Raw genomic sequence first — 12,280 nt, forward strand, 5'->3', positions numbered from 1 at the left:
GTCGGCGATCGCGGCCCCGAGGTCGGCCAGGTCCTCGAGCGCGACGACGGCCGCGTCCGGCCCCGTGGGCTCGCCCGCCGCCGCGCGCCGGTCGCGGACGCCGGCCACCAGGGCCCGCGTGCGCGCGCCCGACTCCTCGAGGCGCTCGAGGGTCAGTCGCCCTGCGCCCACGGCCGCCACCAGCGCGCTGTACGCCTCGGCGTAGAGCGCGGGGTCGAGCCCGAGGCACAGCAGGTCGGCGCCGGCCTCGACGGCGAGCACGGCGGCCTCCCCCACCGAGCCGGTGAGCCGCCGCAGCGCGCCCATGTCGAGGGCGTCGGTGACGATCGGGCCCGCGTGGCCGAGCTCGCGCAGCAGCCGCGTGGCGGCGGGCTCGACGGACGCCGGCGCGGGTCCGATCGCGGGGTAGACCACGTGGGCGGTCATCACGGCGTCGAGCCGCGACGGGTCGTCGGGCGCCGCGCCGTCGGGGTGCAGCCCGTGCGCGAACGGCGCGAGGTCCCGCGCCCGGACGACGTCGAGCGGCGCGTCGACCACGGGGAGTCCCACGTGGGAGTCCACCGTGGTGGCCCCGTGGCCGGGGAAGTGCTTGCCGCACACGCCGACGCCCGCGCTGCGCACGCCGCGCGCGAACGCGACACCGTGCCGCGCGACGACGTCCGCCGTCGTGCCGAAGGCCCGGACGCCGACCACGGGGTTGTCGGGCTCGGAGACGACGTCGAGCACGGGCCCGAGCAGCAGGTCGACGCCGGTCGCGGCGAGCAGCCTGCCGAGCGCGCGCCCGGCGTCGAGGCTGACGGCGGGCCCGCCCGGGTGGGCGCCGAGCGCGGCGGCGCCGGGCAGGGACGAGCCGGTCACGGCCTCGAGCCGTGACACGTCGCCGCCCTCCTCGTCGACCGTGACGAGGAGGTCGGGCGCGATCCCGTGCAGCGCGGCGGAGAGCTCGGCCGTGGTCGCGACGTCGGGCGTGTTGCGCGCGAAGTAGACGACCCCGGCGAGGCCCGCCCGTGCGGCGTCGGCCAGCCAGGCGGGGACCTCGGTGCCCGAGGCCTCGAAGCCCGGCAGCAGGACGCCGTTGACCGCGCGGACGGTGCGCTCGTCGCTCACGGGCGGCTCATGCCTTCACCGCACCGGAGGTCAGTCCGGAGGCGAGGCGGCGCTGGACCAGGATGAAGAAGATCATCACGGGCACCGTGATGATCGTGGAGGCCGCCATGATGGCGCCCCAGTCGTTGGAGTGGACGCCGAAGAACGAGCGCAGACCGATGGCCACGGTGTAGCTCTCGGTGGCGCCGCCGAGCATCGTCATGGCGAAGATGAACTCGTTCCACGCCGTGATGAAGCTGAAGATGCTCGTGGCGACCAGGCCGGGCGCCACCAGCGGCAGCAGCACGGACCGGAACATCCGGCCCCAGGTGGCCCCGTCGAGGTAGGCGGCCTCCTCCAGCTCGACGGGCACGGCGGCGACGAACCCGCGCAGCATCCAGATGCCGAACGGCAGCGCGAGCGCGACGTACACCACCACCAGCCCGAGCAGCGTCCCGAGCAGCTGCAGGTCACGCACCTGGACGAACAGCGGGATGACCAGCGCCTCGAGCGGGACCATCTGCACGATCAGCACGAGCATGAGGATCTGCGTGCGCATCCGGAACCGGAACCGCGCCACCGCGACGGAGGCGAGCAGCGCGAGCACCGCGGAGACCAGCACCGTCGCGAGGGCCACGACCAGCGAGTTGCGCAGGAACCCGCCGAACCCGCCCTCGGTGAGCACGAACGAGTAGTGCTCGAGCGTGGGCTCGGCCGGCCAGAAGCTGCTGGTGTGCCCGGCCTGCGCGTCCAGGGAGCTGTTCAGCATCCAGTACACGGGGAACAGCGTGAACACGAGCAGCAGCGCGACCAGCACGCCCTTGGTGACCTGCCGCGCGGTCGACCGTCGCGCGCTCATCGTTCCTCCTCGGCCAGCACGGTGCGGACGTAGACGGCGGTGATCGCCAGCAGCAGGAGGGTGAGCAGCACCGCGATCGCGGAGCCGAACCCGTACCGGTTCTGCCCGAACGACTCGACGTACGACCACACGCCGAGGTTCAGCACCGATCGATTCGATCCCGCGCCGCCCGGCATGAGGTACACCTGCGCGAACACCTTGAAGTCCCAGATGGTCGACAGGATGATCACGACGGCGAACACCTGCCGCAGCTGCGGCACGACGATGGAGAAGAACCGCCGGAACGCGCCGGCGCCGTCCATCTCCGCGGCCTCGAGCATCTCCTTCGGGACGCCGAGCAGGCCCGCGAGCACCGTGACCGCGACGAACGGGAAGCCGTGGTGGATCACGTTGAGCAGCACGATGGCGTAGAAGGTCCACCGGTTCGTGAACCAGTTCGTGGGGTCGTCCAGCAGGCCGAGGTTCATCAGGGTGTCGTTGAAGACGCCGCGGTCGGCGTCGAAGATCCACACCCACACGTACGTGCCGGTGACGGCGGGCATCGCCCAGGCCGCCATGATCGCGCTGGAGGTCACGGTGCGCCAGAACGGCCCGAGCGAGGCCAGCAGCACCGCGACGGCCGTGCCGAACACGACGGTGCCCGCCACCGACAGGACGGCGAACCCGACCGTGTTGGGCAGCACGACGGTCCACAGCTCGGGCGCCGTGAGGATCTCGCCGTAGTTGCGCAGGCCGATCCAGTTCGCCTCGCCCGTCGTGATCTCGCGCAGGCCGTAGTCCTGGAGCGAGAAGAGGAACACCCGCACGAGCGGCCACAGCAGCAGGACCGCGAGGACGAGGAGAGCGGGGGCCAGCAGCAGCCAGGGCCGCGCGGCGGCGGCCCTGGCCCTGCTCGACCAGCCGCCCGACCAGCCGACGGCCGCCCGGCCGGCCCCCGCGGGGGCCGGGCCGGACGACCGCGGCGTGGGTGGTGCCTGCGCGGTCATCCAGCGCCGTTCAGGATGTTCGTCATCTCCTCGGCCGCCGCGGCCGACGCCGTGGCGACGTCCTGCTCACCGGAGAGGATCGACTGCATCATCGTGCTCGTCGTGAGCTTGGCCTGCACCGCGCCGTAGGTCGGCGCCGCCGGGACGGACGCGCCGCCGTCGACGAACTGCTCGGCGAACGGCGCCACCAGCGGGTCGGTGCTCGCCAGCGTCTCGTCCAGGAGCGACACCTGGCCCGGGAAGTACCCGGACTGCTCGGCCCACTGCTGCGCGAACTCGCCCGTCGTCATCATCTCGAGGAACGTCCAGGCCAGGTCCTTGTCCTGCGCCGTCTCGAACATGCTCAGGTGCGAGCCGCCGAGCACGGACGGGGCGATGCCGCCGTCCTGGCCGGGGATCGGCACGGCGGCGAACTTGCCCTCCATGTCCGCGTTGGCCTCGACGATGGCGCCGGGCGTCCAGGAGCCCATCACGGCCATGCCGACGTCGCCGGCCGCGAACGCGTCGAGCACGTCGGTCTCGCGCCACGTCGTGGCACCCTGCGACGAGTAGCCGCCCTCGGTGGCCAGGCCCGTCCAGAACTCGATGCCCTCCTGCGACTCCGGGCTGTCGAGGTGCGAGGTCCACGTGTCGCCCTCGAGCGTGGCGACCTCGCCGTCCGCGCCCCAGACCCAGGGGTACACGGTGAACTCGGCGTCGCCGGGCACGGCCACGGCGATCTTGTCGGGGAACTCCTGCTTGAGCGCGGCCGCCGCGTCCTCGAGCTCGTCCCACGTGGTGGGCGCCTCGACGCCGGCCTGCTCGAACATCTCCGTGTTGTAGACGAGCGAGCGCACGCCGGCGTACCAGGGCATGCCGTAGAGCTGCTCGTCGTAGGTGCCCGCCTCGACCAGGCCCTCGACGAGGTCGTCGGAGACCCCGGCGCCGGACACGTACTCGTCGAGCGGTGCCAGCGCGCCGGCGTCCGCGAACTCGGGGGTCCACGTGGTGCCGGTCTCGGCGACGTCCGGCGTGGTGCCGCCCGCGATGGAGGTGACGAACCGGTCGTGGGCGTCGCCCCACTCGACGAACTCGACGTCGAGCGTCGCGCCGGTCTCCTCCTCGAACGCCGTGGCGACCTCGTCGAAGAACGCGTCCGCGTCCGGGTTGGTGCCCTGCATGATCCAGACGCTGAGGCTGTCGGCGCTCTCGTCGCCGCCCCCGCCGCCGCTGCCGCACGCCGCGACCGAGGCCGCGAGGGCCACGGCTCCCGCGGTCGCGGCGACGGACCGCCGCATCGTTCGATTCATCGTTCGGCTTCCTTTCGCTCGGTGCCGCGAGAGTAGCCAGAGGGTATTTCTAAGAAATGAACTTCCCAATACGCGGCATTGCGTGGAGATTACTGACGCGGCCTGGTATCTGCTAGGGGTGTTACCAAACCGTGATTGCCCATCATGACATGCCGGTCGCCCGGCCTCGCCACGGCACCGTCACGGCACCCGTGCGGTCCATTCCGGGGTGCCGAACTTGGACTCGACGAGCCCGGCGGCCAGGTCCCACTCGCGCTGCGTGATCTCCCCCGTCACCGTCCGGTGCCGGGCGCGGAACGCCGCCTCGAGCGCGTCGATCACCTCGGCCCGGCCGAGCCCGGTCTGCGAGCGCAGCGGGTCGACGCGCTTGTTGGCGCTGCGTGTGCCCTTGTCGCTGAGCTTCTCACGACCGATCCGCAGCACGTCGGTCATCTTGTCGGCGTCCATGTCGTAGGCCATGGTCGCGTGGTGCAGCACGGCGCCCCCCGCCAGGCGCTTCTGGGCGGCGCCCGCGATCTTGCCCGCCGGCGAGGCGATGTCGTTGAGGGGCACGTAGCTCGCGTCGATGCCGAGCCCGTGCAGGGCGCCGATCACCCAGTCGTCGAGGAACGCGTACGAGCGCTCGAAGCTCAGCCCGTCGACCAGCGAGCCCGGCACGTACAGCGAGTACGAGATGGTGTTGCCCGGCTCCATGAACATGGCGCCGCCCCCGGAGATCCGCCGGATCACGCGGGCGCCGTGCCGCGCGGCACCCTCGGTGTCGACCTCGTTGCGCAGCGACTGGAACGACCCGATGATGACCGCGGACTCGTCCCACTCCCAGAACCGGAGGGTGGGCCCGCGGCGGCCCGCGCCGAGCTCCTCGGTGAGCACCTGGTCGAGCGCGACGTTCAGCAGCGGCGAGACGGCGGGGGTGCGGATCACCTGGAACTCGTGGTCCTCCCAGCCCGTCGCGTGGCCGAGCGCCCGGCGGGTCGCCACCGCCACGGCGTCGGCGTCGAACCCGACGGCCGTCGCACCGGCGAGAGCGCCGCGCACGGCCTCGGCGAGCTGGGCCTTGGACGCGTCGGCACGCATGCCGTCGAGCGCGTCCCCCATGGCCTCCAGCGCCTCGTCGGGCTCGAGGAAGAAGTCCCCGCTCACCCGGGTGCCGGTCAGCCGCCCCGCGGCCACACCGGTCTCGACACGAACCAGCTTTCCCGATGGAACCTTGTACTCTCCACGCACGTGTTCACAGTAGGCGACGGTGCCTGCGGTGTCCGGCGCCGGACACGCCTTGGGTACGGAAGGCGGCCTCCGGCGCCGGGCACATCACGGAACACCGGGTGAAGTCGCTGGCACACGTCCGACTTTTGGCGCAATGACACCGCAGAACAGACCATAATTTCCTCCTCTCTTTAGACATCCTTGGGCTGGTTTCGTGTCAGAATGACCTGGTGTCCGAACTCGCACTGGGTATTGAGGAACCGGCGGTCGACGCCTGGGTCGTCGCACTCGACGTAGGCGGTAGCGGGTCGCGCCTGGTGGCAGAGTTCGGCAACTCCGTGAACCCCGAGCGCATCAGCCTGAACGGCCGCGCCGTCAAGGTGAACCACCGGGGCAGCGACGCCCCCGCGGTGGTCGCCTCCCTGTGCCAGTCCTTCAACGCCTGGGCCGCCCGCATGGGCGTGCACGGCATGAGCGACGGCAGCACGGCTCCCGTCGCGTCGGCCGCCGTCGGCATCACCGGCCTGACCTCGCTCGTCGAGAAGCCGACCGAGGTGCACGACATCCTCGCCCGCGAGCTGCGCACCAACCGCACCGCCGTCGCGGGTGACGCGCTCACCGCCCACCTCGGCGCGCTGCGCGGCCGGGCGGGCGCGGTCCTGTCGGTCGGCACGGGCGCGGTCGCCTTCGGGTACGACGGCGTGAGCCGCTGGCGGCGCGCGGACGGCTGGGGCCACCTGCTCGGTGACCTCGGTGCGGGTGTCTGGGTCGGCGGCGAGGCGCTGCGTGCGGCCGGTCGCTACCACGACGGCGCGAGCCGTGGCGGCTCCAAGCGCCTGCTCGACGCCGCGGTCGCAAAGTTCGGTCTCATCGAGAGCTGGCCCAACCAGTTCTACAAGAACACCCAGCGCGCACGGCAGCTCGCCTCGATGGCGCCGGAGGTCATCATCGCGGCGGCCGAGGGCGACGCGGTCTCGATCCGCATCCTCGAGGAGGCCGGCAGGCACCTCGCCGACACGCTGTCCAGCGCGCTCGGCCGCGGCATCCCGCCGCTCGCCTCGACCACCGGCCGTCTGGTGCAGGAGGAGTCGCCGCTGACGGTGTCGCTCACCAAGCACCTCTCGGAGGACCGGCCGGACGTCTCGCTCGTGCCCAGCGGCGGCACGCCGCTCGACGGTGCGCTGCACCTGGCCCGCCGCCTGCGCGACACGCCCCAGTCCGTGGGCGGCTTCCGCCCGTGGCTGACGGTCCGCGTCGACGGTCACCACACGAGCGGCGAGGCCGCGGAGGACGCGAACGCCAACGACCTGCTCACCGCCGAGCTGTCGGCGACCGAGCTGCCGGGCGACGACCTGCAGTGACCGCCGACGCGTCGGCAGACTGTCTCACGCAACCCTTCACACCCTGTTGTGCCCGAATCCCCGGTACGGGTGTATGTTCCGAGCCCTAGGCCTACCACCCGAACCCCGGGAGATGCGATGACAGGTGACGTTCTCGTCCGACTCCGGCGCGCGCTGCCGACGCTGCGACCCGCGGAGGCCAGAGTCGCGCAGACGGTCCTCGACGACCCGAACACGGTCGTCGCGTCGACCATCACCGAGCTCGCCGGGCACGCCGACACGTCGCAGGCGACGGTCGTCCGCTTCTGCCGCGCCGTCGGTTACGCCGGGTACCCGGAGTTCCGCATCGACCTGGCGCAGGCGACCAGCCGCCGCGAGGTCGAGATGGAGCGGTCGGGCATCGCCGAGGGTGAGATCAACCAGACCGACGACATCGAGGCCGTCGTCTCCAAGATCGCGTTCCACGAGGCGCGGACCATCGAGGAGACGGCCCGCATGATCGACACGGACGCGATCGAGCGCGTGGCGACCGCGATCTCCGAGGCCAAGCGCGTCGACGTCTACGGCGTGGGCTCGTCGAACCTCGCGGCGTCCGACCTCGCGATGAAGCTGCAGCGCATCGGCGTGTTCGTGTTCAGCTCGCCCGACCCGCACCAGCAGCTCGCCTCCTCGGCGCTGCTCGAGCCGGGCCACGTCGCCATCGGCGTCTCCCACTCCGGCCAGACACGCGAGACGAACCAGGCCCTGGAGATCGCGCGCAAGCGCGGCGCCCTCACCGCGGCCATCACGAACTTCCCCGACGCCGCGATCGGCATGGTGTCCGACGTCGTGCTGGCGACCACCGCGCGCGAGACCAAGTTCCGCGTCGGCGCGATGTCGAGCCGCATCGCGCAGCTCACGGTCGTGGACTACCTGTTCGTCCGCGTCGCGCAGCGCACCTACGACCGCTCGTCGGCCGCGATCCGCGCCACCTACGAGGCGGTGCGCGACCCGCACCTGCTCAAGCTGGCCAGCAGCGCCGCGCGGCTGGACGGCACGGCGACCGCCTGAGCCGCTCGCACCCGCCGCACGTCGCACACGAGGCGCCCGCTCCGGAGGTCCGGACGGGCGCCTCGCGCGTGCCCGGGGTCAGACCCGCGGCTCGACGCCCGCGGTGAGCAGGCCGTAGACGTACGCCTCCGTCACCGCCTCCCACGCGGCCTCCACCACGTTCGGGCCGACGCCGACGGTCGACCACGACCGTCCGCCGTCGCTCGTGTCGATGAGCACGCGCGTGATCGCGTCCGTGCCGAGCTCGGTGTCGAGGATGCGGACCTTGAAGTCGATGAGCTCGAACCGGTCGAGCTCCGGGTAGACCCGCGACAGCGCCGTGCGCAGCGCCTGGTCGAGCGCGTTGACGGGGCCGTTGCCCTCCCCCGTCGTCACGATCCGCTCCCCGCCCGCCCAGAGCTTGACGGTCGCCTCGGCGACGGCGTCGGCGTCGGGCGCGTGGACCGACGGCGGCGCGGCGCCCGCGGGCACCGTCTCGATGATGGTGCGCCACGACTCGACGGTGAAGTACTCCGGCCGCTGCCCCAGCTCGGAGCGCAGCAGCAGCTCGAAGGACGCGTCGGCCGCCTCGTAGGTGTAGCCGGCGGCCTCGTCGTCCTTGACGCGGTTCGTCACGCGCGACAGCAGCTCGCCCTGGCCCGCGAGGTCGAAGCCCAGCTCGCGGCCCTTCAGCTCGACCGACGCGCGGCCCGCCATGTCCGAGACCAGCATCCGCATGTCGTTGCCCACGAGCGTGGGGTCGGTGTGCTGGTACATGTCGGGGTCCACGCGGATGGCGCTGGCGTGCAGGCCACCCTTGTGGGCGAACGCGCTCGCGCCGACGTACGGCTGGCGCGCGAACGGCGAGATGTTCGTGATCTCGCTGACGGCGTGCGCGATGCGGGTGGCCTCGCGCAGTCCGCCGTCGGCCAGGAGGGACATGCCGGCCTTGAGCTCGAGGTTGGCCACGACCGTGACCAGGTCGGCGTTGCCGGTGCGCTCGCCGTACCCGTTGACCGTGCCCTGCACGTGGGTCGCGCCCGCCTCGACGGCGGCCAGCGAGTTCGCCACCGCGCACCCGCTGTCGTTGTGGGCGTGCACGCCCAGCACCCGGTCCGGTCCGACGGCGGGGTCCGCCCGCAGCTCCCGCACGATCTCGCCGACCCACGTCGGCAGCATGCCGCCGTTGGTGTCGCACAGCGTGACCACCTCGGCGCCCGCCTCGAACGCGGTGACGACGGCGCTCGTCGCGTAGGCGGCGTCGTACCGGTAGCCGTCGAAGAAGTGCTCGGCGTCGAGCACCACGCGCCGCCCCTCCCCCACGAGGAACGCGACCGTGTCGCCGATCATCGCCAGGTTCTCCTCGCGCGTGGTGCGCAGCGCGCGCTCGACGTGCCGCACGTCGGACTTCGCCACGAGGGTCACCACGGGCGTCGCGGCGTCCAGGAGGGCGCGCACCTGCGGGTCGTCGCCGGCACGGACGCCCGCGCGGCGGGTCGCGCCGAACGCGGCGAGCACCGCGTTCTTCAGGGTGAGCTCGGACGCGGCCCGGGCGAAGAAGTCGGTGTCCTTGGGCACCGCCCCCGGCCAGCCGCCCTCGATGTAGCCGACGCCGAGCTCGTCGAGCAGCGCCGCGATGGCGAGCTTGTCGGACACGGAGAGGTTCATCCCCTCCTGCTGCGCGCCGTCGCGCAGGGTCGTGTCGTACACCTGGAACGAGGGGGTGGTCATCGGGGCTCCCAACGATGTCTTCGGCGAATCGGCCGCGCCGCAGGGGCGTCAGGCCAACAAAAAAGACCCTCCAGGGTGTGGAAGGTCTGCGCGTCCGGTGCGGTTCTCGCCGGACGCGCTACGAAATGTTGATCACCTGTCGCAGGGTGGAGCTCGGGGTGACGTGACGAGTCATGCGCGTCATGGTGCCACAGGGCGGCGGCCCGCGGAAGTCCTGACCATCTGCTGAGCGGCGCCGCGCGCGGGTGTCGAAACGGAGGACCCTCCGCTTGTGCTACGGTGAGCAGAGCGGAGGACCCTCCGCTTTCATTCGTCGCCACCGGAGGACCGTTTCCCATGACGTCCAGCAGCACCACACCCACCACCGGCCGGCTCGCCGGCCGCAGCGTCTCCCGCGTCGGGTACGGCGCCATGCAGCTCGAGCGGCTGCGGGGCGACCGCGCCGCGGCGATCGCCCTCCTGCGCCGCGCCGTCGAGCTCGGCGTGGACCACGTCGACACCGCGCAGTTCTACGGCGACGGCTTCGTCAACGACCTGCTCCGTGAGGCCCTCCGGCCCGAGGACGGCGTCGTGGTGGTCACCAAGGTGGGCGCCGACCCCGACCCGGACGGGCCGATCCCGCTGCGCCCGGCGCAGCGGCCCGAGGAGATCCGGGCGAGCGTCGAGGACAACCTGCGCAGCCTCGGCGTCGAGCAGCTCCCCGTGGTGAACCTGCGCCGCCTGGACACCGGGCCCGGCCTGCGCGCCGAGGGGGACCAGGTGGTCGACGTCGAGGACCAGCTCGCGGTGCTGACCGCCCTGCGCGACGCGGGCACGATCGGCGCGATCGGGCTCAGCAGCGTGACCGAGGACGTGCTGCGCCGGGCGCTGCCCGCCGGCATCGCGTGCGTGCAGAACGCGTACAGCCTGGTGTCCCGCACGGACGAGGCGCTGCTGCGCCGGTGCGAGGCCGAGGGGATCGCCTGGGTACCGTTCTTCCCGCTCGGCGGCGCGTTCCCCGGCATGCCGAAGGTGACCGACGAGCCGGCCGTGCTCGCGGCGAGCACCACGCTCGGGGTCACGCCGTCGCAGGTCGGGCTGGCGTGGCTGCTGCGGCACTCGCCGAGCACGCTGCTCATCCCCGGCACCGCCGACGCGGTGCACCTGGAGCAGAACGTCGCCGCGGGCGACCTGGCCCTCTCGGCCGACCTGGACGCGGTCCTGCCGTCGCTGGACGCCGTCCCGCCCCGCGACGCCGAGATCCCGCTGGGCTGACCCGGCTTCCGGCGCCGTGTCGGGATTCTCGCTTTGTGCGAACAACCCTGAACTTTTGTTTGCTAATCGGCATAAGTCCGGATAGGTTGCTCGGGACGACGACGTCGGACCGGGGAGCACAACGATGCACGACGCCTCTGCACGCCAGCACGCAGAACGCACAGGAATCTGGTTCGTCGGGGCCCGCGGCTCCGTCGCCACCACCGCCACGGTGGGGCTGGCGGCGATCGCGGGCGGCCAGGCGCCGCCCACGGGCTGCGTCACCGCGCGGGAGCCGTTCGCGTCCGCCGGCCTGCCCGAGTTCGCCGACCTCGTGGTGGGCGGCCACGACATCTCCGCCGTCACCATGACCAAGCGGGCCGAGCACCTCGTCGAGACGGGGATGATCCCGCCCCGCCTCCTCGCCGCCACGCACGACGCCCTCGAGCAGGCCGACGCCGAGGTGCGCCCCGGCTACGCGCCGGACCACGAGGACGCGGTGTCCCAGCAGCAGGTCGCCGAACGCCTCGCCGCCGACATCGCGTCCTTCCGGGACCGGAACGGGCTGGCGCGGGTCGTCGTCGTCGACCTCTCCTCGACCGAGCCGCCCGTGGCGCCCCTGCCCGAGCACGACGACCCCGCCGCGCTGCTCGCCGCGCTCGCCGACCCGGACCGCGCCGTGCTCCCGGCGTCGTCCGTGTCGGCGTACGCCGCGGTGCTCGCGGGGGCCGCGTACGCGTGCTTCACGCCGTCGGCCGGGATGGGCCTGCCCGCCCTCACGGCGCTCGCACGCGAGCGGGGCGTCCCCGTCGCGGGACAGGACGGCAAGACCGGGCAGACCTGGCTGCGCACGGTGCTCGCCCCGGCCTTCGCCGCGCGCGGGCTGCGGGTGCTGTCCTGGTCCGGCACCAACCTGCTGGGCGGCGGCGACGGCGCCACGCTGGCCGACCCCGACGCCGTGCGCAGCAAGCTCGCCACCAAGACCCGGGGCCTGACCGCGCTGACCGGCAGCGAGACCACACCGCTGCACATCGACAACGTGCCCGACCTGGGCGACGTCAAGGTCGCGTGGGACCACGTGCACGTCGAGGGCTTCCTCGGGTCGCGGATCACGCTGCAGACCACCTGGACCGCCCACGACTCGATGCTCGCGGCGCCCCTCGTGCTCGACCTCGCGCGCCTGCTCGCCCTCGCGCACACCGCGGGCGTCAGCGGACCCGTCCCCGAGCTGGGCTTCTTCTTCAAGGACCCGTGGTCCTCCGACGTGCACGACGCCGCCGCCCAGGCGGTCGCCCTGGAGGACTGGGTGCGCCGCACGAGCGCGCAGGCGGGCGCATGACCGCCGGCTCCGTCCCCCGGTTCCGTCCCCGGTTCGACCCGCCGCTGCGCACGCCGTCGCTCGCCGATCCCCGGGCCGAGCACGACGGCGCCGTCGGGCGGCCCGCCCGACGGCGTCCCCGCCTCGGGGACCTCGCCGAGCTCGTGCGCGCCCCCGCCGCCCTGTCGGTGGTCGGCGACTCG

General features: G+C 72.8%; 11 protein-coding genes. 5 read left to right on the forward strand and 6 right to left on the reverse strand.

Features of this window, described 5'->3' with window-relative positions; translation table 11 throughout:
- From HLB15_RS19310 to lplAB, 5 genes are all read right to left on the reverse strand, one after another.
- Positions 1–1,107: glycoside hydrolase family 3 N-terminal domain-containing protein (locus HLB15_RS19310; RefSeq protein WP_171107697.1), on the reverse strand; the 1,107-nt coding region annotated here is incomplete at its 3' end.
- A 7-nt stretch (positions 1,108–1,114) separates the two neighbouring features.
- Positions 1,115–1,945, reverse strand: a complete 831-nt coding sequence (locus HLB15_RS19315; protein ID WP_171107699.1) for a carbohydrate ABC transporter permease — start codon at positions 1,943–1,945, stop codon at positions 1,115–1,117.
- Positions 1,942–2,931, reverse strand: a complete 990-nt coding sequence (locus HLB15_RS19320; protein WP_171107701.1) for a carbohydrate ABC transporter permease — start codon at positions 2,929–2,931, stop codon at positions 1,942–1,944. Before HLB15_RS19320 ends, HLB15_RS19315 begins: the two co-directional genes overlap by 4 nt.
- On the reverse strand, positions 2,928–4,220 hold the full coding sequence (locus HLB15_RS19325) for a sugar ABC transporter substrate-binding protein (RefSeq protein ID WP_229785633.1): 1,293 nt from the start codon (positions 4,218–4,220) through the stop codon (positions 2,928–2,930). The genes HLB15_RS19320 and HLB15_RS19325 overlap by 4 nt, the downstream gene beginning before the upstream one ends.
- Before the next feature lie 180 nt (positions 4,221–4,400).
- Positions 4,401–5,447: a lipoate-protein ligase LplAB gene (lplAB, locus tag HLB15_RS19330; RefSeq protein ID WP_171107704.1), complete on the reverse strand. Its 1,047-nt coding sequence runs from the start codon at positions 5,445–5,447 to the stop codon at positions 4,401–4,403.
- A gap of 209 nt (positions 5,448–5,656) precedes the next feature.
- Here lplAB and HLB15_RS19335 point away from each other — a divergent pair, with 209 nt between their 5' ends.
- Both HLB15_RS19335 and HLB15_RS19340 read left to right on the forward strand, forming a co-directional pair.
- On the forward strand, positions 5,657–6,787 hold the full coding sequence (locus HLB15_RS19335; RefSeq protein ID WP_171107706.1) for an N-acetylglucosamine kinase: 1,131 nt from the start codon (positions 5,657–5,659) through the stop codon (positions 6,785–6,787).
- A 117-nt stretch (positions 6,788–6,904) separates the two neighbouring features.
- Complete coding sequence (locus tag HLB15_RS19340; protein WP_249360379.1) at positions 6,905–7,816, forward strand: MurR/RpiR family transcriptional regulator; 912 nt, start codon at positions 6,905–6,907, stop codon at positions 7,814–7,816.
- A 78-nt stretch (positions 7,817–7,894) separates the two neighbouring features.
- Here the strand turns inward: HLB15_RS19340 and cimA are convergent, their stop codons facing one another.
- Positions 7,895–9,526 (reverse strand): citramalate synthase, encoded by a 1,632-nt coding sequence (gene cimA / locus HLB15_RS19345; protein WP_171107707.1) that lies wholly within the window; start codon positions 9,524–9,526, stop codon positions 7,895–7,897.
- Between the two features lie 336 nt (positions 9,527–9,862).
- Here cimA and HLB15_RS19350 point away from each other — a divergent pair, with 336 nt between their 5' ends.
- From HLB15_RS19350 to HLB15_RS19360, 3 genes are all read left to right on the forward strand, one after another.
- Complete coding sequence (locus HLB15_RS19350; RefSeq protein WP_171107710.1) at positions 9,863–10,780, forward strand: aldo/keto reductase; 918 nt, start codon at positions 9,863–9,865, stop codon at positions 10,778–10,780.
- Positions 10,781–10,904: 124 nt separating this feature from the next.
- Complete coding sequence (locus HLB15_RS19355) at positions 10,905–12,098, forward strand: inositol-3-phosphate synthase (RefSeq protein ID WP_171107712.1); 1,194 nt, start codon at positions 10,905–10,907, stop codon at positions 12,096–12,098.
- On the forward strand, positions 12,095–12,280 hold a 186-nt coding region (locus tag HLB15_RS19360), incomplete at its 3' end, for a hypothetical protein (protein ID WP_212760113.1). The genes HLB15_RS19355 and HLB15_RS19360, both read left to right, overlap by 4 nt.

The organism is Promicromonospora citrea (assembly GCF_013004695.1).
GTDB lineage: Bacteria > Actinomycetota > Actinomycetes > Actinomycetales > Cellulomonadaceae > Promicromonospora > Promicromonospora citrea.

Coding starts and splice junctions, on each gene's coding strand:
- HLB15_RS19315 (WP_171107699.1), bottom strand. CDS start 1,945: ATGAGCGCGCGACGGTCGACCGCGCGGCAGGTCACCAAGGGCGTGCTG.
- HLB15_RS19320 (WP_171107701.1), bottom strand. CDS start 2,931: ATGACCGCGCAGGCACCACCCACGCCGCGGTCGTCCGGCCCGGCCCCC.
- HLB15_RS19325 (WP_229785633.1), bottom strand. CDS start 4,220: ATGAATCGAACGATGCGGCGGTCCGTCGCCGCGACCGCGGGAGCCGTG.
- HLB15_RS19340 (WP_249360379.1), top strand. CDS start 6,905: ATGACAGGTGACGTTCTCGTCCGACTCCGGCGCGCGCTGCCGACGCTG.
- cimA (WP_171107707.1), bottom strand. CDS start 9,526: ATGACCACCCCCTCGTTCCAGGTGTACGACACGACCCTGCGCGACGGC.
- HLB15_RS19350 (WP_171107710.1), top strand. CDS start 9,863: ATGACGTCCAGCAGCACCACACCCACCACCGGCCGGCTCGCCGGCCGC.
- HLB15_RS19355 (WP_171107712.1), top strand. CDS start 10,905: ATGCACGACGCCTCTGCACGCCAGCACGCAGAACGCACAGGAATCTGG.